The organism is Streptomyces sp. NPDC039423, from assembly GCF_055598725.1.
This window is the reverse complement of the sequence record NZ_JBVKAH010000001.1, coordinates 55,084-80,764: the sequence shown is the minus strand read 5'-3', so window position 1 is coordinate 80,764 and position 25,681 is coordinate 55,084. Positions and strand designations below refer to the sequence as shown.

Below are 25,681 nucleotides of genomic sequence, written 5' to 3'. Positions count from 1 at the left end.
CCGAGCCCAAAAAAAGGGCGAGCGCCCCGGAGGCGAACCGAGCCCAAAAAACGAAGGGCGGCCACCCCTCCGGGGGGTGGCCGCCCTTCTCAACGCGCCAGGGGGGCTTACTTGCCCTTGGCGGCTTCCTTGAGCTTGGAGCCCGCGGAGACCTTCACGCTGTAGCCGGCCGGGATGTTGATCGGGTCGCCGGTCTGCGGGTTACGAGCGGTGCGAGCGGCACGGTGGGTGCGCTCGAAGGTCAGGAAGCCGGGGATGGTGACCTTCTCGTCGCCCTTGGCGACGACCTCACCGACGGTCTCGGCGAGCGCGGCCAGCACGGCGTCGGCGTCCTTGCGGGTCACCTCGGCGCGGTCGGCCAGGGCGGCCACCAGCTCACTGCGGTTCATGTTGTACTCCCGTGTTCTTCTTGCTGTTGAGGCGTGCCACGCGGCGAAGCCGCATATTGGGCACAGCGAAGCCGATGCTGCCAGGGCCCTCGGACAGTCCCCGGACCCGGGTCTGCTGTCAGACCCTCGCGCCCGAATACGCATCCTGCCCCCACCAGCGGCGGGAAAGCCAATCCGGCACCCTCCGGAGTCACACGAAAAGCGCCACGGGCCCGCCGTGGTGACGTTCGGTCGACTCCTCCGAGACTCTCCGAGACTTCCCGGGGCCGAACCGCCACCCTAAAGGCGGTTTTACGGCCCCGGGACACGCGACGCGCCGGAGGTCAGACGGACGTGGGCGCCGTCACACCGGCGCCGGCGGCCTTGGCGGCGTCGCGCACCGCGCCCGCGACGGCGCCCGCGACCTTGTCGTTGAAGACGGACGGGATGATGTAGTTCGGGTTCAGCTCGTCCTCGGTGACGACGTCCGCGAGGGCGGCGGCCGCCGCGAGCATCATGTCCGTGTTGACCGTGCGCGACTGTGCGTCGAGCAGGCCGCGGAACACGCCCGGGAAGACCAGGACGTTGTTGATCTGGTTGGGGAAGTCGGACCGTCCGGTGGCCACAACTGCCGCCGTCTGGCGGGCGATTGCAGGCTCGACCTCGGGGTCCGGGTTCGCGAGCGCGAACACGATGGCGCCGTCCGCCATGGCCGCCACGTCGTCGCCGGACAGGACGTTCGGGGCGGAGACGCCGATGAAGACGTCGGCGTCGCGCACGGCCTCCTTGAGGGTGCCGGTGACGCCCTCGGGGTTGGTGTTGTCGGCGATCCAGCGCAGCGGCGACTCGGGGTCGGCGGAGACGAGGTCCTCGCGGCCCGCGTGCACCACGCCGTGGATGTCGGCGACGACGGCGTGCTTGACGCCCGCCGCGATGAGCAGCTTGAGGATGGCCGTGCCGGCCGCTCCGGCGCCGGACATGACGACCCGCACGTCCCCCATGGCCTTGCCCACCACGCGCAGGGCGTTGGTGAGGGCGGCCAGGACGACGATCGCGGTGCCGTGCTGGTCGTCGTGGAAGACGGGGATGTCGAGGGCCTCGCGCAGCCGTGCCTCGATCTCGAAGCAGCGGGGCGCGGAGATGTCCTCCAGGTTGATGCCGGCGAAGCCGGGGGCGATGGCCTTGACGATCTCGACGATGGCGTCGGAGTCCTGGGTGTCCAGGCAGATGGGCCAGGCGTCGATGCCGGCGAACCGCTTGAACAGGGCCGCCTTGCCCTCCATGACCGGCAGCGCGGCCTTGGGGCCGATGTTGCCGAGGCCCAGCACGGCGGAGCCGTCCGTCACGACTGCGACGGAGTTGCGCTTGATGGTGAGGCGGCGGGCGTCCTCGGGGTTCTCGGCGATCGCCATGCAGACGCGGGCCACGCCGGGGGTGTAGATCATGGAGAGGTCGTCACGGTTGCGGATGGGGTGCTTGGACGCCATCTCGATCTTGCCGCCGAGGTGCATCAGGAACGTACGGTCGGAGACCTTGCCGAGGACGACGCCCTCGATGCCGCGCAGCTTCCCGACGATCTCGTCGGCGTGGGAGGTGGAGCTGGCGGCGATGGTGACGTCGATCCGCAGTTTCTCGTGGCCGGAGGCGGTCACGTCGAGGCCGGTGACCGAGCCGCCCGAGGATTCCACAACCGTGGTGAGCTGGGAGACCGCTGTTCCGCTCGCGGGCACCTCCAGCCGGACCGTCATCGAGTACGAGACGCTGGGCGCCGTTGCCATGGCCGTGTTCCTCTGCTTTCCCTGGTTCGTTGCCGCGCCGCGCCGGCGGTGACCGGGCGGAGCCCTCCGATGGTCGCACCTACCTGCGAGTAGCAGGTAATAGCGGTCGTTTCGGTCGTACAGCTTTCGGAAACTGTTTTCCACCATACGAGAGATCAGGGTGCCGACGGAAGTCCTGGCGGACGAAACGACAGCAGGTCCGTGCCATCGGACGATGACACGGACCTGCTGTGTACGACTTGAGTGGCACCGACCCGCCATGCTCGCCTCGCGGCAAGTGGTCGCTCGTAGCGACGAAGGTTGGGCCCGGGGGCTTGGATCGAGCCGGTGCCACACCCAGGCTAACAAACCGCCCCGGTAAGTGATTCCCCCCGCGCCGATCCGTTCCCCGACCGGCCCCGCGACGGTTCCGGTCCGGTCCCGCTCCGAGGGCCCGGGCTCAGTCCCGGAGCAGGTCCGGGACGCCCTCCGCGTCCGGGTCGTCCCGGCGCCCCGAGACCACCGTCAACTGCTGGGTCGCACGGGTGAGGGCCACGTACAGCACCCGCAGCCCGGCCGGGGACTCGTCGGCGATCTCGGCGGGCGAGACGACCACCGTCGCGTCGTACTCCAGGCCCTTCGCCTCCAGGCTGCCCAGGGCCACCACCCGGTCGCCCAGGTCCGCCAGCCAGCGCGCCGCCTGCTCGCGCCGGTTCATCGCCACCACGACGCCCACCGTGCCGTCCACGCGGTCCAGCAGCCGCCGCGCCTCCTCGCGCACCACCTCGGCGAGGTCCCCGCCCGCCACGGCCACGAAGCGGGGCTCCACGCCCGTGGAGCGCACCGCCCGGGGCGCCTCCATGCCCGGCATGGCCAGGGCCAGCACCTTGGCGGCGAGCTCCGCGATCTCGGCCGGGTTCCGGTAGTTCACGGTCAGCTCGAAGCGCCGGCGCGGCCGGCTGCCCAGCGCCTCGTCCCGTGCCTCGGCCGCCTCGTCCGGCACCGACCAGGACGACTGGGCCGGGTCGCCCACCACCGTCCAGGTGGCGTGCCGCCCGCGCCGGCCGACCATCCGCCACTGCATGGGCGTGAGGTCCTGCGCCTCGTCCACGATGACGTGGGCGTACTCGGTGCGCTCCTGCGCCAGCCGCTCCGCCCGCTCCCACTGCGACTCCTCGCGCACCGGCATCAGCTCCTCCAGCCCGGTGAGCTGGTCCAGCGGGTCGAGCTCCCGCTTCCTGCGCGGGCGCGCCGGGGCACCCAGCAGCGTCTGGAGCTCGTCCAGCAGCGCCACGTCGTGCACGGAGTACCCGTCGCGCCGCAGCGAGCGGGCCAGGCGCCGCACCTCGCCCTGGTTGAGCACCCGGCGCGCCCAGCGGCCCAGCCGCTTCTCGTCGGCCATCGCCTCCAGGACGCGCCGGGGCGTGAGCTCGGGCCACCAGGCGTCCAGGAACGCGAGGAAGCTGTCCTCGGTGGTCACGTCCTCGTCGAAGGAGGAGCGCAGTTCGGCGGCCAGCTCCGGGTCGCCCGGGTGCCGGGAGCCCGCGCCCGTCTTGGCGTACAGGGCGTCCAGCAGCAGTTTGCGGGCCCGGGGGCGCAGCAGGTTGACCGGCGCGGTGCCGCCGAGCGCGGCGTGCCGGATCCGGGTGAGCTCCTCGCCCTCCAGCTCCAGGCGCCGGCCGAAGGCCACCACCCGCAGCCGCTCGGGCGCGTCGCCCAGTTCGAGGGCGCCCCGCACGGCCTTGCGCAGCACCGCCCGCATCCGGGAGGAACCCTTGACGCGGGCGACCGCCGGCTCGTCGTACACCGTGGCCTCCACCCCGTCGACCAGGCTGCCGACCGCGCGGATCGCCACCTGGCCCTCCTCGCCCAGCGACGGCAGGACGCCCTCGGTGTAGGCGACCAGCAGCGGGGTGGGCGAGACGATGAGGATGCCGCCCGCGTATCTGCGCCGGTCCTGGTAGAGCAGGTAGGCGGCGCGGTGCAGCGCGACGGCGGTCTTCCCGGTGCCGGGGCCGCCCTCGACGTACGTCACGGAGGCGGCGGGGGCCCGGATGACCAGGTCCTGCTCCGCCTGGATGGACGAGACGATGTCGCGCATGGTGTGGCTGCGGGCCTGGCCGAGCGCGGCCATCAGGGCGCCGTCGCCGAGCACGGCCAGCTCCTCGCCGCCGAGCCGGGCCTTCAGCTCCGGGCGCATCAGGTCGTCCTCGACGCCGAGGACCTTGCGGCCCCGGGAGCGGATGACCCGGCGGCGCACCACCCGTCCCGGTTCCACGGGCGTGGAGCGGTAGAAGGGGGCGGCGGCCGGGGCGCGCCAGTCGATCACGAGCGGCGCGTAGTCGGAGTCGAGGACGCCGATGCGGCCGATGTGGAGGGTCTCGCCGATGTCGGCGGTGCCGTCCGGCCGTACGGCGTCGTCGGCGGGCTCGACGGAGGTGTACGCGCCGTCGGGGCCCTTCTTGCCGTCCTTGCCGTACAGCAGGTCGATCCGGCCGAAGAGGAAGTCCTCGTACTCGTTGTTGAGCCGGTTGAGGTGGATACCGGCCCGGAACACCTGGGCGTCGCGCTCGGCGAGCGCGCCGGGCGTGCCGACCTGACCCCTCTTGGCGGCGTCGTTCATCAGGAACTCCGCCTCGTGGATCTTCTCCTCGAGGCGGCGGTACACCTGGTCCAGGTGGTCCTGTTCGATCCCGAGCTCGCGGTCCCGGATCGTATCGACACCACGGTCGGCTTCCTGCGCGGCCACCGAGGCCCCCTTCTGACGTGCTGGGCAGCCGTCGAGCGTACGCCACAGGAGGGGCATATGTCAGGCGGTGGCCGCGGGGACCTCCACCAGGCGCTCTCCGTCGAAGGTGCGGACCTCGAAGTGGTCGATGTCGTTCCGGTCCATGGCGGCGCCGCCGTGCACGTACAGCGGGTTCTTGCCCGTCTCATGGGTGCTGCCCGGGATGCCGTACCCCCACTTGGGGACGGCCCACGACGTGACGACCTCCTCCTCGCCGGTCTTGGAGACGGCGATCAGGTTGCACTTGAGCGGACCCTTGACGTTCTTCAGCTCCAGGACCGTGTGGGTGCCCCAGGCCTTCTTCTCCATGCCGACGGTGGCGCTGACCTTGGTGCCGGCGTCGGTGTGCTGGACCTTCTCGTCCATGTGGTGGAAGAAGGCGTCCTCGGCGGGGCTCGTCGGGTGCGGGTCGATCGCCTGGTTGGTCCGGTTGGTCTCCCCGCCGCCGGAGGAGGTGGCGACGAACGCCGCCGCGGGACCGGCGATGATCAGCGCGGCAGCCGCCGCGACCAGGAAACGGCTGCGGCGGCGGCGCTGGGCGCGTTTGACGGCCACCTCGTCGACGAGGCGGTCGAGCATCGGCGCCGGTGGTCCGCCGGGGGCGCCGCGGGCGCCGGGCCGCTCCGGCATCGGGAGGACGACCGGCCGCTCCGCGGGGCCGGGGGCCTCGGCGAGCATGGCCAGCATCGGTTCCATCCCGGAGAACTCCTCCAGGTGGTGGGCGCACAGGTCGCAGCCCGCCAGATGCGCCTCGAAGGCGGTGGCTTCGGCGTCGTCCAGAATGCCGAGCACATACGCGCCGACTGCGTCGTGCACCGACTCGTTCCCCTGTGGAGCGTGGTGCGACGTCATGCCGAGATCCCCCTCTCCTCCAGCGCGAGCTTCATCGAACGCAGTGCGTAGAACACGCGGGACCGGACGGTCCCGCTGGGTATGCCGAGGATCTCGGCCGCCTCGTTGACCGTACGCCCCTTGAAATATGTCTCGACCAAGACTTCCCGGTGGGCCGGGGTCAAATCGTCGAGCGCATCAGAGAGCGTCATCAGCCACAACGCCTTGTCGATCTCGTCCTCCGCGGGCATGACCTCGAGCGGCGACGGATCGACCTCCTGCGGCCGGGCCTGCCGGCTGCGGTGGCCGTCGATGACGATACGCCGGGCGACCGTCACCAGCCAGGGTCGGACAGAGCCGGTCGCCCGATTGAGCTGACCGGCGTTCTTCCAGGCACGGATGAGCGTCTCCTGTACGACGTCCTCGGCGCGCTGGCGGTCGCCGGCGACGAGGCGCAGTACATAGGCGAGCAGGGGCCCGGCGTGTTCACGGTAGAGAGCACGCATCAACTCTTCGTCCGGGACGTCCGGTTGGGTGCGTGCGGGCACCGCTCGATGCCGGGCACGATGCGTCCCCCGACGGTCATCGGCCACGGCGGCATCCTTGCGCACCTGGAACCTCCCGGTCGAGACCTTGATCTGACTCGCTGTCCCCCATCACTACGTGGGGGGCGGGGGGGTTTGCTCAACGCGCGGAGATTTTTTTCCAGGAAGTTTCACAACTGGCCGTGTGTGCGCGCACGGTGGCGCGCCACACGCTCCCGGTTGCCGCACGTCGCACTGGAACACCAGCGGCGCCGGCGCCCGCGCGATGTGTCGAGATACACACGGCGGCAGGCCTCTCCCTCGCACTGGCGCAGCCGCGCGCGGGTCGCCGGGTCGGTCAGGAGGTCGACCGCGTCCCGGGCGACGGCCGCGAGGAGGGCCCGGCAACCGGGCGGCACGGCCAGCGCCCGGACGAGGCGGCCCCCCTCGCCGGGCACGGCCCGGGGCGCCGGAGGCGGGGCGGCGGCGAGGGCGTTGAGGCGGTCGAGGCGGGAACCGGGGTGCCCGCCCCGGCCGTCGAGCTCGTCCCGGACCAACCGGTCGATGTCCCGGGCCAGTTCGGCGAACCGTTCCGCCCAGTGCTCGTCCACCCCGTCGAGAGGCGTCCCGGCCGGTACGAGTCCGGCGGTGACGAGCCAGTGCGCGAGCCGCCCGGGGTCGGACGGCGGCTCGGCCATGAGGTCCAGGCAGAGCCGCCCGGAGTGGAACCGCCATGCCACCATGCGCCCCAGAGTGCCCGCCCGGGACGGCGACCGGTACCCCGCCTGCGCGGCGGGCGGGCGACATGGGCCGTATCGCGGCGGGCGGGCGACACGGACCGTACGGCGGCGCCGGCGCGACCCCGCGCTCGGTGAGCCCCCGCTGATTCCTACCCGTCGGCGTACTTGGCGTCCGCGCCCGGGTCCAGGGCCAGCCGGTAGCCCCGCTTGACGACCGTCTGGATGAGCTTGGGGGCGCCCAGTGCCGAGCGGAGGCGGGCCATCGCGGTCTCCACGGCGTGCTCGTCGCGGCCCGCCCCGGGCAGGGCACGCAGCAGGTCGGCGCGGGAGACGACCCAGCCGGGGCGGCGGGCCAGCGAGTGGAGCAGGGACATGCCGGCCGGAGGCACCGGGCGCAGGTCCCCGTCGACCAGGACGGCGTGGCCCCGGATCTCGATGCGGCGCCCGGCGACCGGGAGGGTGCGTGCCCGCGCGGGCAGCTCCTGGCACAGCAGTTGCACCAGGGGGCCCAGGCGGAAGCGGGCCGGCTGGACGGTGTCGATGCCGTGGGCCTGGAGCGGCAGGGCGGTGACCGGCCCGACGCAGGCGGCCAGCACGTCGTGGCGCAGCGCGTCCAGCAGTTCGGGCAGCAGGCCCCGGTCCTGGGCACGGGCCAGCATCGACGCGCCGGCCGGGGCGCTGGTGAACGTCACCGCGTCCAGCGACCGGGCCACGGTCGCGTCGACGAGCCGGTCCAGGGGGGCCAGGTCCTCGGGCGGCATCCACCGGTAGACGGGGACGACCACGACCTCGGCGCCCGCGTCGCGCAGCGCCTCGACGAAGCCGGGCAGCGGCTCGCCGTGCAACTGGAGCGCGATGCGGCGCCCGGTGACGTCCTGTTCCAGCAGCCGGTCCAGTACCTCGGCCATGGAGTCCGAGGCGGGCGACCACTCCTCGGTCAGTCCGGCCGCCCGTACCGCGCCCTTGACCTTGGGGCCGCGGGCGAGGACCTGCGCGCCGCGCAGTCTGTCGAGGAGCTCCTCGCCGTACCCCCAGCCGTCGGCCGCCTCCAGCCAGCCCCGGAAGCCGATCGCGGTCGTGGCGACCACGATGTCCGGGGCCCGGCCGATGAGGGCCTTGGTGGCGTCGAGGAGCTCGGCGTCGTCGGCGAGCGGCACGATCCGCAGGGCCGGGGCGTGCGCGACCGCCGCGCCCCGGCGCTCCAGCAGCGCGCCCAGTTCGTCCGCGCGGCGGGCCGCGGTGACACCGACGGTGAACCCGGCCAGCGGGCCGTGGGAACCATGCTCTTGCTCGTGCATGACACCAGAGACTGGCAAGGATCCGTGTCGGTCTCGGTTCACCGGGGTTTCTCCCCCGTTACGTACGGCGTGGTGGAGTGCCACCTCCGTCACACCTCGGAGTAGCTGAGCTGCCGCTTGGCGGGGGCCTCCACCGGGCGGCGAAGGTATACCGCCCAGGTGACGGTGAGGCACGCGGCGTAGAAGAGGAGGAAGGCGACGAAGGCGGCGGTGCCGGTGCCTGCGGTCTGGAAGGACTGCCGGAAGGCCAGGTTGATGGCGAGCCCGCCGATGGCGCCGACGGCGCCGATCAGCCCGATCGCGGCGCCGGACAGCCGCCGCCCGTACGCCTCGGCCTCCTCGCCCTCCAGCCCGGAGGCGTACGCCTTGGCCTGGAAGATGGCGGGGATCATCTTGAACGTGGAGCCGTTGCCGAGCCCGCTGAGGATGAACAGGGCGATGAAGCCGACGAGGAACACGGTGAGCGACTCGATGACGGAGGCGTAGACGACCACACCCGTGGCGGCGGCCATGGCGATGAAGGTCCCCAGGGTGATCCGGGCGCCGCCGTGCCGGTCGGCGAGGGAGCCGCCGAGCGGGCGGATCAGGGAGCCGAGCAGCGGCCCGATGAAGGTGAGGGACGCGGCCTGGAGCGGCGTACGCCCGAACTGGGTCTGGAGCACCAGGCCGAAGGCGAAGCTGTAGCCGATGAACGAGCCGAAGGTGCCGATGTAGAGGAACGCCATGATCCAGGTGTGGGCGTCCCTGACGGCCTCCCTGACGGCGCCGGTGTCGTTCTTCACGGGCGCCAGGTTGTCCATGTACAGCGCTGCGCACACGGCGGCGACCACGATCAGCGGAAGGTAGATCCCGAGCACGACCCGGGGCTGGGCCGCGCCGGCCGTTCCGATGACGAGCAGGCCGGTGAGCTGGACGACGGGGACGCCGATGTTGCCGCCGCCCGCGTTGAGGCCGAGGGCCCAGCCCTTCTTGTGGAGCGGGAAGAAGGCGTTGATGTTCGTCATCGACGAGGCGAAGTTGCCGCCGCCGACCCCGGTGAGCGCGGCGACCAGCAGGAAGGTGGTGTACGACGTGCCCGGCTCCATCACGGCGTACGCGGCGCCGGTCGGCAGCAGGAGCATCAGCGCGCTGAAGATGGTCCAGTTGCGGCCGCCGAAGCGGGCGACGGCGAAGGTGTACGGGACGCGGATGACGGCCCCGACGAGCGTCGCCACCGCGATGAGGGAGAACTTGCCGGCCGGGTCGATGCCGTACTCCGGGCCCATGAACAGCACCATCACGGACCACAGCGACCAGATGGAGAAGCCGATGTGCTCGGAGAGCACCGAGAAGAGCAGGTTGCGCTTGGCGATCCGCTCCCCCGTCTCCCGCCAGAAGGTCTCGTCCTCGGGTTCCCACCGCTCGATCCACCGGCCGCCCATCGGGTACCTCCGCTGCTTCAGGTCCGTCGTTCCCGTCAGGACCCGACGTTAGGGAGGATGCGTTTCAGCCCGGTCATGTGAGGTGACCGGGCTGAAACCTTGCTCTCACCCGGCGCGCGGGCGGACTGTGAGCGCCGGGCGGGCGCCGATACTTTCCGGAGACTCCCCTAGGCGCGTGCCTTCTTCTTGGCACCGTTCGGCCAGAGCCGGGGCTTGCGCTTGGCGGCGACGTCCTCCAGCCAGCCCACGGCCATGATCATCAGGCCGATCAGCGGGAACACCACGATCAGCATGAGCACGGTGTACGCGCTCTCGATGTAGCCGGAGTAGGTGGGCCAGACGCCCGGGATCTGGAACAGCAGGTCGATGACCGGGATGGTGGCCATGATCAGCAGGTTGTGCCAGAGGTAGATGGTCACGGCCCGGTTGTTCGCCAGGGTCACCAGGGTGTCCCAGCCGGCGAGCTTGCCCGGCAGTTCCTTCCAGGACGGCGAGTACTGGAGCAGGATCACGCAGAAGCCGAACGACCAGGTGGCCTGGGCCAGCGGGATGTCGTTGAGGTCCCAGCCGTCCGGGCCCAGGTGGCCGGACGCCCACCACAGACCGAAGGCCATGATCAGCGCGGACACGGAGACCGAGACGTACCTCGGGACCTTCTGGAACAGGCCCTCGTTGTGCGCGAAGCCCAGCACCCAGCAGGAGCCGTAGCAGGCGAAGTCGGTGATCGCGTTGCCGGTCTCGCCGGGGATCTTGATCAGGCCGGAGCCGACGATCGCGGTGAGGCCGAGCGGCGCGAGCAGCGTCACCCACGGCAGCTTGCGGAACGCCCGCAGCAGCAGCGGCGAGGCGATCACGAACCACAGGTAGGCGCGGATGTACCAGAGCGGTCCCGCGGCCTGGACGGCCCAGGTGTCCTCCAGCAGACCGGCCTTGTCACCGCTGTGCCAGGGGTACGGCGGGGCGCCGATCGGGAAGACGTAGGTGGCCAGCTTGGCGAACCACCACAGGCCTTCTTCCTTCAGCGGCTTCCAGCCGAAGTAGAACATGATCGGTACGACGGTGAGCGAGAACGCCCACATGGGCGGCAGCAGCCGCCGGATACGTCCGCGGATCACGCCCCAGGCGGGCCGCGACAGCGAGCGCGCCATCAGCGAGCCGGCGAGCGCGAACATCACGCCCATGGAGGGGAAGAGGACGGTCAGCCAGGCCCAGCCGAAGATGTGGTAGACGATCACGCGGACCAGCGCGACGGCGCGCAGCAGGTCCAGGTAGCGGTCACGGCCGGGCCGCGCGGCCGCCGGGGCGGGGCCGCCCGCCACGGGCGCCTTGTGCTTGGCGCGCGGGACGCCGTCGGTCGTCTCCGGGACGGTCATCGTGCCGGTGCCGGCGAGGGCGGCGGCGCCGTGGGCGTCGGTCCCGTCGGCGGCCGGGGCGCCGGGCCCGTGGGCCGGGGCCGGGGCGCCGAAGGGGTCGCCGGGGCCGTCGCCGAAGACGTCGTCGTACGCCGTCGGGGCGGGGCCGTGGGCGCCGGGGCCGGGCTGCCGGGGGACGTCGCCGAACGGGTCGGTGGCGAACGGGTCGGTGGCGAAGGCACCGTCACCGAGCGGGTCGGCGCCGGGCCGGCCGGACCCGCCGCCTGAGGCGGCCGGGGTGCCGAACCACTCGGAACCGTCACCGGCCGGGCGGCTCGTGGGGGTCGTCATGCGACAGGACTCCGATCGTCACCGCTGCGCCGCTGGCTCGGTATGGAGCCGGGCGCCTCCACCACACCGGTCCGGCGCAGCTTCTGCCAGCGCAGCCGGCCGCCGGTGAGAGCGGTGATCCAGGACTGGAGCAGCACCACGTACATGAGCTGCCGGTACAGGAGCTGCTGGAGAGGCAGCGAGATGAGGTGGACCATGCGCTCGCGGTCGAGCCGGAAGGCGTACGCGGCGCACACGGCCTGGATGGCGAGGACGCCGAGCCAGGCGACGACGGTCTGCCCGGTGGGGCCGAAGATCAGCCCGTAGAGCAGGAAGACGTCGATGAGCGGGGCCAGCAGCGGGAACAGCACCATGAACAGCGACACCAGCGGCAGGCCCACGCGGCCGAAGCGGCCGGACGGACCGCTCTCGATCAGCGCGCGGCGGTGCTTCCAGATGGCCTGCATCGTGCCGTAGGACCAGCGGTAGCGCTGGGACCAGAGCTGCTGGACGGACTCCGGCGCCTCGGTCCAGGCGCGGGCCTTCTCGGCGTAGACCACGCGCCAGCCGTCGCGGTGCATGGCCATGGTGATGTCGGTGTCCTCGGCGAGGGTGTCCTCGCTCATGCCGCCGACCCGGTCCAGGGCCTCGCGGCGGAAGGCGCCGACCGCGCCCGGGATGGTGGGCATGCAGCCGAGCAGGTCGTACATGCGGCGGTCGAGGTTGAAGCCCATCACGTACTCGATGTGCTGCCAGGCCCCGATGAGCGAGTCGCGGTTGCCGACCTTGGCGTTGCCCGCGACGGCGCCGACGCGCGGGTCGCCGAAGGGCTGCACCAGCTCGCGGACGGTGGACGGTTCGAAGACCGTGTCGCCGTCCATCATCACGATGATGTCGTACCGCGCGTGCCGGATGCCGTTGTTGAGCGCCTCGGGCTTGCCCGAGTTGACCTGCCGCACCACCCGGACGTTGGGCAGCCACATGTTCTCGACGATGTCGGCTGTCCCGTCCGAGGAGCCGTCGTCGATGACGATGACCTCGATGGGATGGTCGCTGGCCATCAGCGAGCGCACCGTGTTCTCGATGCACTCCTTCTCGTTGTACGCCGGGACCAGCACCGTCACCGGCTCGGTGACGGGCGCGCCCCAGCGGAAGCCGCGCCTGCGCACCTTGCGGGCGTGCGCGAACGACAGCACGAGCATCAGGCCGAAGCGGGCGATGACCAGCACGCCGATGATGGCGAGGCCGCCGACCAGCACCGAGGTGGTGCTCTCGGAGACGGCGACGGCGGTGACCCAGGCCCTGCCCTTCCACAGCTCGAAGCCGGTGACGGGGGTGTGGGCGCTGGGGGCGCCGAGCGCCTCGGTGAGCACGGTGAACTCGTACCCGCGCTTCTGCATCTGCGGCAGGAAGCGGTCGAGGGCCTCGACGGTCTGGGAGCGGTCACCGCCGGAGTCGTGCATCAGCACGATGGAGCCCTGGGTGCCCTTGGGCGTGGCGCGCTTGATGATCGCGTCGGCGCCCGGTCGCTTCCAGTCCTCGGAGTCGGTGTTGTTGAAGGCGGTGATGTAGCCGCGGGTGCCGATGTACTGGGTGACCGGCCAGGACTCGTTGTCCAGGGCGTCGGAGAACGAGGAGTACGGCGGGCGGAACAGCGAGGTGCGCACCCCGGCGGCGCCGGCGATGGCGAGCTGGTTCTGGGACAGCTCCCAGTCGATGCGGTTCTTGGTCTGGAACGACAGGTCGGGGTGGTTGAAGGTGTGCAGGCCGACCTCGTGGCCCTCCTTCACCATCCGCTCGACCAGGTCGGGGTAGCGCGAGGCCATGGTGCCGGTGACGAAGAAGACGCCGTGCGCGTCGTACTCCTTGAGCTTGTCCAGCACGCGCGGCGTCCAGACCGGGTCCGGGCCGTCGTCGAAGGTCAGGACGAGCTTCTTGTCGGGCACGCTCAGCGCCTTGGGAGCGTTCGCGTCGCGGGCGTCGATGACCGGGCCGCCCTTGAGGATGTCCTCGGGCACCTGGTCGTAGGCGACCGGGGGGCGGACGCGGTGGTCGGCGAGGATCTCGCTGTGGACGTAGCCGCGCAGCATGAGCATGGCGAGGAGCGCGACCAGGAAGAGGGAAGGCAGCAGATAGCGCATGGGCAGCCTGCGCCGGCGGACACGCCTCTGCTTCTGGGCGCGCCGCCTGCCGGGGGAAGTCATTTACTGTGCGCCTTCCGCGGCCATCTGCTGGCCGCCGCTCTCTCCGACCGGCGGGTCGGTGGGTTCTTCCGTCGGGGTCGTCGGGGTGTCCGTGGGATCCGGGTCCGGCGTCTGGGGCGGGGTCACGGGAGGCGGCTGCTCGACGGAGCCACCGTCGGTGGGCCGGGGCGGGGTGGGATCGATGTCCGGCTTGCCGGCGTCCGTGCCGCCGCCGGGCCTCTTGCTCGGCGTGGTGCCCGGATCCGACGACGTGCCGGGGCGGGGGGTGGCGGGAACGCCCTGGGAACCGCCGTCGGCGGGCTGCGGGATGACCGCGCCCGTGGAGTCGGTGGGCGCCGGGGCGCCGGGGACGGCGCCGGGGGTGGCGCCGCGGGGCGCGTCGCTGGTGGTGGGCGCGGGGACGACCTGGGTGGTGTCGGTCTTCTTCTCGTCGGCGGGGCCGGGTATGAGGAGCCAGGGCGCGGAGGAGTTGCCGCCGATGACGGACACGACGAGCGTGATGGCGTAGACCGCGCAGGCGGTCGCGAGGACCCAGCCGAGCCGGCGGAACTTCTTGCTGCGGCGGCCGCTCTCGTCGACGAACACGGGCCCGTCGGAGGGCTCCTGGTCCGTCGGCGACGAAGCGGCGGAGGATATGGACGCGGTCGCGCCCGCGGCCGCGGCGACCGTCACGGCGGGCAGCTCGACGGTCAGCGGCGCGGAGTCCCCGGCGTCCGGGCCGGGCCCGTCGGCCCGGTGGGCGAGGGTCTCGTCCCGGTAGGCGAGGGTCTCGTCCGGGTAGGGGGCGGTGCCATAGCCGTGGTCGTGGTGACCGGACTGGTGGAACGGGCCGTCCGCCGCGTACCCGGCGGGATCGGGCGCGTAACCGGTGCCGTCCTGCGCGTGGCAGGGACCGGCGGGCCGGTAGCCGTGGGCCTCGGGCTGGAGCGCGGCGCCACCGCCGCGGCTGCCGAAGGCGTCGAATTCGCTGAGACTGTCGAGCTGGACCGTGCTGTCCTGTGGCTCGTTCTGGTGCCCGTTCCAGGCACTTTCTCGCCAGTTGTCCACTTTTGTACGCACATCCCCCACTGAACGGACCAAGGGTGCGCGTACGGACCACCTGGGTACGGCACCGGACCGGGCCCCCACCCTGCCGGAGCGACCCCACCACACTGCACCCGGACCATGAATGTAGCGCACGCGTGTGACAACAGGCCTTATGGTTCATTGATTCGGGCACATGTGCGTCAAATCACCCTCCGGAAGCCACGCTCCGGCCGGTTTCGTCAGCCACCCCTCACGCTCCGCGAGCTCGGCCGCCGCCGCCCGCAACGCCTCGACGCCCGGATGCTTCAGCCCCTTGCGCCAGACCAGCGACACCGGTGACAGCGGCACGGGGTCGACCAGGGGCCGCAGGACGCTCCCGGGCACGGCCGGGAAGTCCACGGCGGCCAGGACCGGGGTGCGAGTTTTGGCCATGACCCGGCGGAACTCCTCGAACCCGATCGCCACCGGCGCCGGCGGGGCCACCCGGATCCCGCGCCCGGCGAACAGCCGCTCGGCCAGATCGGTCCACTCCCCGGTGGCGGGGTTGCCGGCGCCCGCGTACACGGCCTCCCCCGCGAGCGCGTCCAGCTCCACCACAGGCCGGCCCGCCAGCCGGTGGCCCTCCGGCAGCAGCACGGCCATCGGCTCGTACCGTACGGGCTGCGCCGACAGCCGGGCGCGGACGGCGGGCGCCAGTCCCGCGAACCGCCCGAAGGACACATCGAGCCGCCCGGCCAGGATCTCGGCGGCCGCACCGGTCAGCCCGCTCTGGTAGCGGGCCATCAACTCGCAGTCGGGCACCAGCTCCCGGGCCCGCGCCAGCACCCGGCCGCTGATCATGCCGTCGGTGTTGAGGTCCACCAGCAGCGGCCGCGCCGGGTCGGCGAAGGCGGCGGCCAGCTCGTCGTGGGCCGCCAGCACGCCCTGCGCGTACGGCAGCAGCCGCTCCCCGTCCGCCGTGAGCGCCACCTGCCGGGTGGTCCGGACGAACAGCTCGGTGCCCAGCTCCCGCTCCAGGCGCCGGATGTCCCGGCTGAGCGCCTGCTGCGCCACGTAGAGCCGGGCGGCGGCGCGCGTGAAGTGCAGTTCGCCGGCGACGGCCACGAAGGCGCGGAGGAGCCGGGGTTCTATGTCATGGGCCACGCGGCGAAATTTACAACGCGAGTGCGTCAATGGGGTCTCGTCAGGTGTTGGACCCCGGCAGCGGTGCCCGGCGAGGGTGGGGCCATGCCGCAGACGAAGAACGCGCCCCTGCTCGCCCTCACCTCCGAGTCCCTCGTCCTCACCCCGCGCTACCGCGAGCCCCGCCACGAGGAGCCCCGCCACCAGGACCCCCGCCATGAGGAGCCGCGCGCCCCGCGGCGCCGCGCCCCCGAGTCCCGGCACGGACCGCGGGGAGCGCTCGCCGCCTATCGCCGCCTCTTCGCGACGCGGGGCGCCCGGGCCTTCACCGCCGGGAACCTCGTGGCCCGGCTCCCCATGGGGATGTTCAGCGTCAGCGCGGTCATCATGATCGCCGGCGCGTACGGCTCGTACGCCCTCGCCGGTGCCGTCACCGCCGCCGGGCTGGGCGCCACCGCGCTGGTGGCGCCGTTCACGGCACGGCTGGTCGACCGGTACGGGCAGGCGCGGGTGGCCGTGCCCGCCACCGTGGTGGCCGTCCTGGGGTCGCTGGCCCTGCTGCTGTGCGTGCACCACCACGCGCCCGCGTGGACCCTGTTCGCCGCGTACGCCGCGACCGCCACGACGCCCAACACCGGGGGCATGTCCCGCGCCCGCTGGGCCCACCTGTACCGCGACGACCCCGCCGCCGTGCACACCGCCAACGCCTTCGAACAGGCCGTCGACGAACTGTGCTTCATGCTGGGCCCGGTGCTCGCCGCGTTCCTGTGCGCCGCGCTGTTCCCGGAGGCCGGCACCCTGACCGGCGCCGTCCTGCTGCTCACCGGTGTGCTGGTGTTCGCGGCGCAGCGGGCCACAGAGCCCCCGGTCTCGCCCCGGGCCGGCCGGGCGCGCACCCCGCTCCGGAACCCCGGCATGCCCGCGCTGCTCGCGGTGTTCCTGGCGACGGGCGCGGTGTTCGGCTCGCTGGAGGTCGTCACCCTGGCGTACGTGGACGGCCCGGCGGCCGGTCCGCTGCTGGCGCTCCAGGCGGCCGGGTCGTGCGTGGCCGGCCTGGTGTACGGGTCGGTGCGGCCCGCCCGCCGGGTGGGCGTCCGGCTGCTGGGCTGCCTCGCCGCGATGACCGCCCTGATGGCGCTGCCGCTGCTCGCGGCGACGGCCGCCACCGGTTCGCTCCTGGCCCTGGCGGCCGCCCTGCTCCCGGCCGGGATGGCGACCGCGCCGACCATGGTGACGGGCATGACGCTGGTCCAGCGGCTGACGCCGGTGGCGCAGCTCAACGAGGGCATGACGCTCGCCGTCACCGCCCTGCTCGGCGGCATCGCGGTGGGGTCGGCGACCGGCGGCTGGACGGTCGAGCACGCGGGCGCCGCGACCGGCTACGCCGTACCGGTCACCGCGGCGGCACTCGCCCTGGCCCTGGCGGCGGCGAGCATGACGAAGGCCCGGCTGCCGTGAGGGCTGCCGGGCCTTGCGTCCACATGGGGTGACGGGTCCGGGGGCATGCCCCCGGAGGTACCGCTCGTGGAGATGGCGGGAATCGAACCCGCGTCCAACGGTGCAGAATCAGGGCTTCTCCGTGTGCAGTCCGCTGCGATTTTCTCGGCCCCGGAGATCACGCGGACAAGTCTCCGACGGGCTCAGTCACTGTTTGATTTCCCTCTACACCCCGTGACCGGGCCTAGAGGTTTAGTTCCCTAGCTGATGCCAGGATCCGGGTCGGGAACAGCCCCGGGCTGACACTTCGCAAGCTCGCTACTTAGGCAGCGAGGGCGAAGGAATCGCGCTTGGTGTTGGCGATTATTTTTTGCGACATATGGTTTACGAGATCATTGCCGCTTCCTCGACACGCTTCCCCTGCTTCGACATCCGCTGTCGAAACCGATCATCCCCATGTTGATTTTTCAAACCGTGCCCCCGAGGGGGCTCGCCCCCGCTGTGAGGGGCAGGTGCCATCGTACGTGACCAACGCCCGACGGTGCCAGCCTATTCCGGGTGACCGGGGCGGGCGGGCGGCGCGGCGGACGGGTGTCAGGCCCGTTCCCGGCGCTTCACCGCCGAGATGACCCGCTCCGCCTCACGGCGGTCCTGCTTCTCCCGGAGCGTCTGCCGCTTGTCGTACTCCTTCTTACCCTTCGCCAGGGCGATCTCGACCTTGGCCCGGCCGTCCTTGAAGTACAGCGACAGGGGCACGATGGTGTGGCCCGTCTCCTGGGACTTGGACTCCAGCTTGTCGATCTCGTGCCGGTGCATGAGCAGCTTCCGCTTGCGCCGGGCGCTGTGGTTGGTCCACGTGCCCTGCGCGTACTCCGGTACGTGCACGTTGTGCAGCCAGGCCTCGTTGCCGTCGATCTGGACGAACCCGTCCACCAGGGAGGCCCGCCCCTGGCGCAGCGACTTCACCTCGGTGCCGGTCAGCACCAGCCCGCACTCGTAGGTGTCGATGATGGTGTAGTCGTGCCGCGCCTTCTTGTTCTGCGCGATCAGCTTGCGCCCGGTGTTCTTTTCCTTTGCCATAGTGCGGCCATTTTCGCACTACGAGTGGCCCCCGAGGCCACTCAATACCGTGCGGGCCCGCTCCTCGGCGCGCTCGTCGGCCACCAGGTCGGGGGTGATGCCCCGGCCGTCGACGCTGTGACCGGCGGGGGTGCGGTAGTGGCCCACGGTCAGCTCGGCGACCGACCCGTCGGGCAGCCGGCTCGGCATCTGGACCGACCCCTTGCCGAACGTCCTGCTACCGACGGTGACCGCCCTGCCCCGGTCCTTGAGGGCCCCGGCGAGCAGCTCGGCGGCGCTCATGGTGCCGCCGTCCACCAGCGCCACCAGGGGCCGGCCGGTGTCGCCGCCGGGCTGGGCGTGCAGCGCCCGCTCGCTGCCGTGCACGTCGTACGTGGCGACCAGGCCGCCGTCCAGGAACGCGGACGCCGCCGTGACGGCCTCGGTGACCAGCCCGCCGCCGTTGCCGCGCAGGTCCAGCAGCACCCCGGCGTGCGCGGGGGCGCGCCGGACGGCGTCCCGCACCCGCTCCCCCGTGCCCCGGGTGAACGCCGCCACCCGGATCCGCAGCGCGCCGCCGGCCAGCCGCTGGACGGTCACGTCCTCGGTGGCGAGCCGGGTCCGCCGCAGTGTCTCGCTCCACGCGCGCGTGCCGCGCCCCATGCCCACGGTGACCGCCGAGCCGGGCGGGGCCCCCTCCCCGCGCAGCAGGGCGACGACCTCGGCGGCGGAGCGGCCGTCCACGGGCCGGCCGTCGACCGTGCGGATCCGGTCGCCGGCCCGGAGGCCCGCCCGGTCCGCCGGCCCACCGCCGAGGACGCGGGCCACCTCGATGCGGCCGTCGGCGGTGCGGCGGGCGGCCAGGCCCACGCCCGTGTACCGCCCGTCCAGGGCCTGTTCGAACTCCTCGTACTCGCGCCGGTCGTAGACGGCGCCCCAGCGGTCGCCGCTGCGGCTGACGACCTCACGGGCCGCCTTGGCGCCGGACTTGCCGTCGGCCACGGCGGCTTCGGCGGCGCGGGCCAGTTCCCGCTGGTCCACCGCGCCCCGCCCGGCACCGGGGCCCGGGGCGGCGGCCCGGGCGGCGGGCCGCTCCGGCGGCCCGGCGCCGTCCCGGGGAAGGCAGTTGGTCACCGCGGCGGCGACCAGGACGGAGGCGAAGACGAAGGTCAGGGCCGCCCCGCGGCGGCGAACGCCACGGGGCCGGGTACAGAACTCGGGGCCCAACATGTCGCCCACTCTAGGACAAACGAAAGGCGCCGTACGGTGGTTGACCGTACGGCGCCAAGGGCGATCGTCACACTTTCAGGTACTTGCGCAACGCGATGGCAGCGGCAAGGGAGGGCATCAGCAGGCCGATCACCACGACGAGCGGCAGCACCGTCACCACCGCGTCCCAGCCGATGAAGTTCACCAGCGGCATGCTCTCGGCGAGGTTGAGCCCGGCGTCGATCATGAAGTAGCGGCCGACCAGCAGCATTCCGCAGGCCACCACACCGCCCAGCAGGCCCGCCACGGCGGCCTCCATGATGAACGGCATCTGGATGTAGAAGCTCGACGCCCCGACCAGCCGCATGATGCCGGTCTCCCGCCGCCGGCTGAACGCCGACACCCGCACGGTGTTGACGATCAGCATCAGCGCGATGACGAGCATCAGCGCCATGACGCACAGCGCGGCGACGTTCATCCCGCGCATCATCTGGAAGAGGTTCTCCAGCGTCTGGCGCTGGTCCTGCACGGAGTGCACACCGGCCCGTCCCGCGAACGCGGTCGCCACGACCTTGTACTTCTCCGGGTCCTTCAGCTTGACCCGGTACGACTCCTGCATCTGGTCGGGCGTGATGATGCTGGCGATGGCGGTGTCGCCGTACTGCTCCTTGTAGTGCTTGTACGCCTCGTCGGCCGACTCGTGGTGGACCTTCTCCACGATGGTGTCGAGCTTCTTGAGGTCGGCCTCGATCTCCTTCTTCTGCTGGGCGGTGACCGCGCCCTTGTTGCACGTGCCGCCCGCCGCGGCGTCGTTCTTGTTGCAGAGGTAGATGGTGACGTTGACCTTGTCGTACCAGAAGTCCTTCATCACGCTGACCTGCTCGCGCATGAGCAGCGCACCGCCGAAGAGGGCGAGTGACAGAGCCACGGAGACGATGACGGCGAAGGTCATCGTGAGATTGCGACGGAGGCCGACACCGATCTCCGACAGTACGAACTGGGCGCGCATCGCGTGCGTTCAGCCTTTCTTGCTGCGGGGTGCTGCGGGTGCTGCTGCTCAGTGCTGGTAGCCGTAGACGCCGCGCGCCTGGTCGCGTACGAGACGGCCCTTCTCCAGCTCGATGACCCGCTTGCGCATCTGGTCGACGATGTTCTGGTCGTGCGTCGCCATGATGACGGTGGTGCCGGTGCGGTTGATCCGGTCCAGCAGCTTCATGATGCCGACGGAGGTCTGGGGGTCCAGGTTGCCCGTCGGTTCGTCGGCGATCAGCAGCATCGGGCGGTTGACGAACGCGCGGGCGATGGCCACCCGCTGCTGCTCACCGCCGGACAGCTCGCCGGGCATCCGGTCCTCCTTGCCGCCGAGGCCGACGAGGTCGAGGACCTGGGGAACCGCCTTGCGGATCTCGCCGCGCGGCTTGCCGATGACCTCCTGCGCGAACGCCACGTTCTGCGCGACGGTCTTGTTGGGCAGCAGGCGGAAGTCCTGGAAGACGGTGCCGAGCTGGCGGCGCATGTGCGGCACCTTCCAGTTGGACAGCCGGGCGAGGTCCTTGCCCAGAACGTGCACCGTGCCGTGGCTGGCGCGCTCCTCGCGCAGGACCAGCCGCAGGAAGGTGGACTTTCCGGAGCCGGAGGACCCCACCAGGAAGACGAACTCGCCCTTCTCGATCTCAAGGGAGACGTCCCTCAGCGCGGGGCGGTTCTGCTTCGGGTAGGTCTTGGAGACGTTGTCGAATCGGATCACGGGTGCACCACGGTCGGCAGGGAGTAGGTGTGCGTGACCATACGCGACTGGGCCTGTCACGTGCAGTCGCCGTCCTGCCTTGCGCCATTTGTCCGGGTGGGGTAGAAGCTCGAACCGGGGGGAATCCGGCGGGGCGCGCCTAAACTCTCCGGAGCTGGCACAGTGGTAGGGGGAACGGATGCGTTTCCCTGAGCGTTGTGCGGAGAGAACCGTAGAACCGTGTGCGGTCCGCGTCGGTGCACGGTCCGCGTCTGCGGCTCCGCCGCGCGGGAGGAGGAGAGCGCATGACCTATGACCGATTGGTGTGCGCCAACTGCGCGGCCCCCGTCAACGAGGGCCGGTGCCCCGTGTGCCGGGCGAACCGGGAGCGCCTCCAGCAGGAGGGTCCCTTCGGCGGACTGAACCCGGTGGCCCTGCTGACGCTCCTGCTGATCCTGGTCGCGGCGCTGGCCCTGCTGGCCCACCAGACCGTGTAGCCCACCGGACCGCGCAGCCCCCGCCGCGCCGTCCTGCTGCCCGCACGCTCCGGTTCTCCCCGCGATCCGCCGTACGCCCGCCGTACGCGCCGTACGCACGGGAAGGGCCCGGGCGGCCGATCCCGGCCCGCCCGGGCCCTTCCGTCGTTCCGCTGCCCTTAGGCGACCGTGCGGCCACCGCCGACGAGGCGCGGCAGCATCCGGAAGCCGATGCCGCCGGCGATCATCGTCGCGGCACCGATGAGCAGGAACGAGGTCTCGGCGGCGCCGGTCTCGGCGAGCTCCTCCTTGGCCTCGCCCTGCTCGACCGGCTTGGAGCCGGCCGAGTCGGTGTCGGTGTTGTCCGCGCACTCGGCGCCGTCGAGGTCGACGGTGCAGGTGCCGGCGTCGCCGCCGCCGGTGGTGGCGGAGCCGGACGTGGCGGAGCCGCCCGTGGTCCCGCCCTGGTCGCCGCCGCCGGTGGTGCCGCCGTTGCCGCCGGTGGTGCCGCCGTTGCCGCCGGTCGTGCCGCCGGTGCCGCCGTTGCCGCCGTTACCGCCGGTCGTGCCGCCGTTGCCGCCGGTGGCACCGTTGTTGCCGCCGTTGCCGCCGGAGTTGCCGTTGCCGCCGTTGCCGCCGTTGCCGCCACCGGTGGTGCCGGGGTCGCCGGTGGTGGCGCCCGTGGTGCCCGGGTCGCCGGTCGTGGCACCCGTGGTGCCCGGGTCGCCCGTGGTGGCGCCCGTGGTGCCCGGGTCGCCGGTCGTGGCACCCGTGGTACCGGGGTCACCCGTGGTGGCGCCCGTGGTACCCGGGTCGCCGGTCGTGGCGCCCGTGGTGCCCGGGTCGCCGGTCGTGGCACCCGTGGTGCCCGGGTCGCCCGTGGTGGCGCCGGTCGTGCCCGGGTCGCCGGTCGTGGCACCCGTGGTGCCCGGGTCGCCGGACGTGCCGCCGTTGTCGACACCGCCCGGGTCGCCGTCGTTGATGCCGAGGCCGGCCTCCACGCCGCCCTCGTTCACCTCGGCGTTGACGCCGATACCGGCGACGTTGACGTCGATGCCGACCGCCGAGGCGGCGCCCGCCGCGGTCAGGGACGCTCCGGCCGCGATCACCGCACCGGCTGCGATCCGCGCCACGCGGACCCGCGTCTTCTTGGTCATCTGGCTGCTACCCCCAGTAGCTCATTCATCAGTGGAGCAGCGCTCGGGGCAGCGGACGCTGGGGGATCCTGCTCAGTCGCCCCCGATCACACACGCCCCAGTCATGCGCATGCCGCGCGTCAGCTTTCCCAGTTTTCGTACAAGCGTCAAGGCGGTTGCGCGTGCGATGCCCGGAATGATCACACTTGCCAGGGGTGCAACGATGCAACTGTGACGTAAAAGGCGAACTCTCGCCGGTGGCTGCCCAGTTTCCTTGTCGACAAAGCGAGTTCGGGTATGGCAGGGAGCTTGCGCCAGCGAATCGGCGCCCCACGCGAGCGGCGCCGGACCCCCCGCCGAGCGGGTGGTCCGGCGCCGAAGGGCCCGGTGGGGTCGCGGAGTTACTTGTCCTGCTGCTTGCGCCAGCGGATGCCGGCCTCCAGGAAGCCGTCGATCTCGCCGTCCAGCACCGCCTGCGGGTTGCCGACCTCGAACTCGGTCCGGAGGTCCTTCACCATCTGGTAGGGGTGCAGGACGTACGAACGCATCTGGTTGCCCCAGGAGTTGCCGCCGTCGCCCTTGAGGGCGTCCATCTTGGCCTGCTCCTCCTGGCGGCGGCGCTCCAGCAGCTTGGCCTGGAGCACGTTCATGGCGCTGGCCTTGTTCTGGATCTGCGAGCGCTCGTTCTGGCAGGAGACCACGATGCCCGTCGGAAGGTGCGTGATGCGCACCGCCGAGTCGGTGGTGTTGACGCCCTGGCCGCCGGGGCCCGAGGCGCGGTAGACGTCCACGCGCAGCTCGGACTCGTCGATCTCGACGTGGTCGGACGACTCGACGACCGGGAGCACCTCGACGCCGGCGAAGGACGTCTGGCGGCGGCCCTGATTGTCGAACGGGGAGATGCGGACCAGGCGGTGCGTGCCCTGCTCGACGGAGAGCGTGCCGTAGGCGTACGGCGCCTTGACGACGAAGGTGGTCGACTTGATGCCGGCCTCTTCCGCGTACGACGTCTCGTAGACCTCCGTGGAGTACCCGTGGCGCTCGGCCCAGCGCAGGTACATGCGCTGGAGGCGCTCGGCGAAGTCGGAGGCGTCGACGCCACCGGCCTCCGCGCGGATGTTGACCAGCGCCTCGCGCTCGTCGTACTCGCCGGAGAGAAGGGTGCGGACCTCCATCTCGTCGAGCGCCTTGCGGACGGAGACCAGCTCCGCCTCGGCCTCGGCGAGGGTGTCCGAGTCGTCCATCTCCTCGGCGAGCTCGAAGAGGACCGCGAGGTCGTCGATGCGACCGCGCAGCGCCTCGGCCTTGCGGACCTCGGCCTGGAGGTGCGAAAGCTTGCTCGTGATCTTCTGCGCCGCCTCCGGGTCGTCCCACAGGGACGGGGCCGCGGCCTGCTCCTCGAGCACGGCGATGTCTGCCCTCAGCCTGTCCAGGTCAAGGACGGCCTCGATCGACCCCATGGTCGAGGAGAGGGACTTCAGCTCTTCGGATACATCGACGACTGCCACGACACCAGCGTAACGGCTGCGTGCGACAGCCCGGGCCCCCAGGCGGGCCCGGGGCCGGCCTAGGGCTGCGAGGGCGCCGACCGCTGGGAGTCCTGGGGCGGGGCGCCGGGGTCGTCGTCGCTGGTCGCCACGTACCCGCCGACCCCGGCGGCGGCCACCAGGGCGAGGGCGGCTATACCGAGCGTGAGGCGGCGCTTGCGGACGGCCGCCGACTTGTGGCGGGCGGATCCGGGGCGGCGGCCGCCGGCCGGGCGGGGGGCGCGGGCGGTGCCGTGGGGGCCGCCGGAGAGCTCGTCCGGGGCCGGCACGCGCATCGAGGTGTGGGTGTCCCGGTTGGAGTCGGTGGCGGAACCCGGGACCAGCGGCACGGCGGCCCGGCGGGGAGCGTTGGGGAGCGTCGGGTACGGGTCGTCCTCGTAGCCGTCGGCGGCGGGCTCGGTGTCCGGCTCGTCCACGTCGAGCGGCGGCATGCCCGCGACGAGCGGCAGGAGGTCATGCAGCCGGGCGGCCAGCTCGGAGGCGCGCAGCCGGGACGCCGGGGCCTTGGCGAGGCACTGGACGATGAGCTGCCACAGCTCGTCCGGGATCCCGGGGAGCGGGACGACGGTCTCGGTGACATGGCGGCGCAGGACGGCGCCGGGGTGGCCGCCGCCGAAGGGTGTGAAGCCGGCCAGCAGCTCGTAGAGCACGGTCGCCAGCGCGTAGATGTCGACGGCCGCGCGGGGCGGGAGGCCCTCGACGATCTCGGGGGCCACGTAGTCGGGCGTGCCGATGACGCGGGTGGACTTGGTACGGCCGGGGGTGTCGATCAGCTTGGCCACGCCGAAGTCGGTGAGCAGCGCGGGGTGGGCGCCGCCGGGGCCGAGCGGGCCCTCCATGTCGAGCAGGATGTTCTCCGGCTTGACGTCGCGGTGGACGATGCCGGCCGCGTGCGCGGCGGCCAGGCCCTCGGCGACGTCCGCGACGATGGAGACGGCCGCCGCGGGCGCCAGCCGGCGCTCGCGGTCCAGCCGGGTGCGCAGGTCGGTGCCCCGGACGAGGTCCATGACGAGGGCGAGGTCGTTGCCGTCGACCACCAGGTCGCGGACGGCGACCACGCGCGCGTGGTCCAGCCCGAGCAGGGCGGTGCGCTCCTGGACGAAGCGTCCGACGAGTTCCTGGTCGGAGGCCAGGTCCTCACGCAACAGCTTGATGGCGACGGGGCCCTCCGGGCCCTCGCCGAGCCACACCGTTCCGGCACTGCCCCGCCCCAGGATCTGGTGGGCGGTGTACCGGCTGCCGATCTTCCGTGCCAAGACTGCTCCCTCAGCGGCTGGCGTTCCCGACCAAGTTACGCGGGCCCGGCCGCCGGTATTCACCTCCGGGGGGA

General features: G+C 72.1%; 21 protein-coding genes and 1 other RNA gene. 2 read left to right on the top strand and 20 right to left on the bottom strand.

Annotation, left to right across the window (positions count from 1 at the left end):
• Positions 1–107 precede the first annotated feature (107 nt).
• The 12 genes from ACZ7LK_RS00325 to ACZ7LK_RS00270 form a co-directional block, all read right to left on the bottom strand.
• The gene (locus ACZ7LK_RS00325) at positions 108–389 is read right to left on the bottom strand and encodes an HU family DNA-binding protein (protein WP_017237029.1); all 282 of its coding nucleotides are present in this window, start codon (positions 387–389) and stop codon (positions 108–110) included.
• A gap of 323 nt (positions 390–712) precedes the next feature.
• Positions 713–2,146 (bottom strand): NAD-dependent malic enzyme, encoded by a 1,434-nt coding sequence (locus tag ACZ7LK_RS00320; RefSeq protein ID WP_392274426.1) that lies wholly within the window; start codon positions 2,144–2,146, stop codon positions 713–715.
• Positions 2,147–2,585: 439 nt separating this feature from the next.
• A complete protein-coding gene (locus tag ACZ7LK_RS00315; protein ID WP_471137689.1) occupies positions 2,586–4,874 on the bottom strand; it encodes a HelD family protein in 2,289 nt (762 codons plus the stop codon).
• 60 nt (positions 4,875–4,934) lie between these two features.
• Positions 4,935–5,765, bottom strand: coding sequence for an anti-sigma factor family protein (locus ACZ7LK_RS00310; RefSeq protein WP_392274424.1), 831 nt, complete (start codon positions 5,763–5,765; stop codon positions 4,935–4,937).
• Positions 5,762–6,355 carry a sigma-70 family RNA polymerase sigma factor gene (locus ACZ7LK_RS00305; protein WP_064072166.1) on the bottom strand — a complete coding sequence of 198 codons (594 nt, stop codon included), beginning with the start codon at positions 6,353–6,355 and terminating at the stop codon, positions 5,762–5,764. The genes ACZ7LK_RS00310 and ACZ7LK_RS00305 overlap by 4 nt, the downstream gene beginning before the upstream one ends.
• 104 nt (positions 6,356–6,459) lie before the next feature.
• A complete protein-coding gene (locus tag ACZ7LK_RS00300; RefSeq protein WP_392274423.1) occupies positions 6,460–7,011 on the bottom strand; it encodes a CGNR zinc finger domain-containing protein in 552 nt (183 codons plus the stop codon).
• Positions 7,012–7,157: 146 nt separating this feature from the next.
• Positions 7,158–8,306, bottom strand: coding sequence for a uroporphyrinogen-III synthase (locus tag ACZ7LK_RS00295; protein ID WP_392274422.1), 1,149 nt, complete (start codon positions 8,304–8,306; stop codon positions 7,158–7,160).
• An 89-nt stretch (positions 8,307–8,395) separates the two neighbouring features.
• Positions 8,396–9,727 (bottom strand): nitrate/nitrite transporter, encoded by a 1,332-nt coding sequence (locus tag ACZ7LK_RS00290; protein WP_392274421.1) that lies wholly within the window; start codon positions 9,725–9,727, stop codon positions 8,396–8,398.
• Between the two features lie 167 nt (positions 9,728–9,894).
• Positions 9,895–11,100, bottom strand: a complete 1,206-nt coding sequence (locus ACZ7LK_RS00285; protein WP_392274862.1) for an acyltransferase family protein — start codon at positions 11,098–11,100, stop codon at positions 9,895–9,897.
• 326 nt (positions 11,101–11,426) lie between these two features.
• Complete coding sequence (locus ACZ7LK_RS00280; RefSeq protein WP_392274861.1) at positions 11,427–13,550, bottom strand: bifunctional polysaccharide deacetylase/glycosyltransferase family 2 protein; 2,124 nt, start codon at positions 13,548–13,550, stop codon at positions 11,427–11,429.
• Positions 13,551–13,613: 63 nt separating this feature from the next.
• Positions 13,614–14,672, bottom strand: a complete 1,059-nt coding sequence (locus ACZ7LK_RS00275; RefSeq protein ID WP_471137687.1) for a hypothetical protein — start codon at positions 14,670–14,672, stop codon at positions 13,614–13,616.
• Between the two features lie 144 nt (positions 14,673–14,816).
• The gene (locus ACZ7LK_RS00270) at positions 14,817–15,782 is read right to left on the bottom strand and encodes a LysR family transcriptional regulator (RefSeq protein WP_469464892.1); all 966 of its coding nucleotides are present in this window, start codon (positions 15,780–15,782) and stop codon (positions 14,817–14,819) included.
• Positions 15,783–15,866: 84 nt separating this feature from the next.
• On the opposite strand from ACZ7LK_RS00270, the gene ACZ7LK_RS00265 reads away from it, so the two are divergent.
• Entirely contained in the window at positions 15,867–17,219 is a 1,353-nt protein-coding gene (locus ACZ7LK_RS00265; RefSeq protein WP_392274418.1) for an MFS transporter, read from the top strand.
• A 64-nt stretch (positions 17,220–17,283) separates the two neighbouring features.
• On the opposite strand, the gene ssrA is transcribed toward ACZ7LK_RS00265, so the two are convergent.
• The 5 genes from ssrA to ftsE form a co-directional block, all read right to left on the bottom strand.
• Positions 17,284–17,654: a transfer-messenger RNA gene (gene ssrA / locus ACZ7LK_RS00260) on the bottom strand.
• Between the two features lie 138 nt (positions 17,655–17,792).
• Positions 17,793–18,278, bottom strand: coding sequence for an SsrA-binding protein SmpB (gene smpB, locus ACZ7LK_RS00255; RefSeq protein WP_064072159.1), 486 nt, complete (start codon positions 18,276–18,278; stop codon positions 17,793–17,795).
• 18 nt (positions 18,279–18,296) lie between these two features.
• Positions 18,297–19,487: a S41 family peptidase gene (locus ACZ7LK_RS00250; RefSeq protein WP_392274417.1), complete on the bottom strand. Its 1,191-nt coding sequence runs from the start codon at positions 19,485–19,487 to the stop codon at positions 18,297–18,299.
• 67 nt (positions 19,488–19,554) lie between these two features.
• Positions 19,555–20,475, bottom strand: a complete 921-nt coding sequence (ftsX, locus tag ACZ7LK_RS00245) for a permease-like cell division protein FtsX (protein WP_392274416.1) — start codon at positions 20,473–20,475, stop codon at positions 19,555–19,557.
• A gap of 48 nt (positions 20,476–20,523) precedes the next feature.
• Positions 20,524–21,213 carry a cell division ATP-binding protein FtsE gene (ftsE, locus tag ACZ7LK_RS00240; protein ID WP_064072157.1) on the bottom strand — a complete coding sequence of 230 codons (690 nt, stop codon included), beginning with the start codon at positions 21,211–21,213 and terminating at the stop codon, positions 20,524–20,526.
• 284 nt (positions 21,214–21,497) lie between these two features.
• Here ftsE and ACZ7LK_RS00235 point away from each other — a divergent pair, with 284 nt between their 5' ends.
• Positions 21,498–21,689, top strand: a complete 192-nt coding sequence (locus ACZ7LK_RS00235; RefSeq protein WP_392274415.1) for a hypothetical protein — start codon at positions 21,498–21,500, stop codon at positions 21,687–21,689.
• 158 nt (positions 21,690–21,847) lie between these two features.
• Here ACZ7LK_RS00235 and ACZ7LK_RS00230 read toward each other — a convergent pair whose 3' ends face one another.
• The 3 genes from ACZ7LK_RS00230 to ACZ7LK_RS00220 all read right to left on the bottom strand — a co-directional run bounded on the left by ACZ7LK_RS00230 (position 21,848) and on the right by ACZ7LK_RS00220 (position 25,607).
• A complete protein-coding gene (locus ACZ7LK_RS00230) occupies positions 21,848–22,825 on the bottom strand; it encodes a hypothetical protein (protein ID WP_471137684.1) in 978 nt (325 codons plus the stop codon).
• Between the two features lie 380 nt (positions 22,826–23,205).
• Positions 23,206–24,312 carry a peptide chain release factor 2 gene (gene prfB / locus ACZ7LK_RS00225; RefSeq protein WP_392274413.1) on the bottom strand — a complete coding sequence of 369 codons (1,107 nt, stop codon included), beginning with the start codon at positions 24,310–24,312 and terminating at the stop codon, positions 23,206–23,208.
• 59 nt (positions 24,313–24,371) lie between these two features.
• Positions 24,372–25,607: a serine/threonine-protein kinase gene (locus tag ACZ7LK_RS00220; protein WP_469465002.1), complete on the bottom strand. Its 1,236-nt coding sequence runs from the start codon at positions 25,605–25,607 to the stop codon at positions 24,372–24,374.
• Between the last annotated feature and the right edge of the window lie 74 nt (positions 25,608–25,681).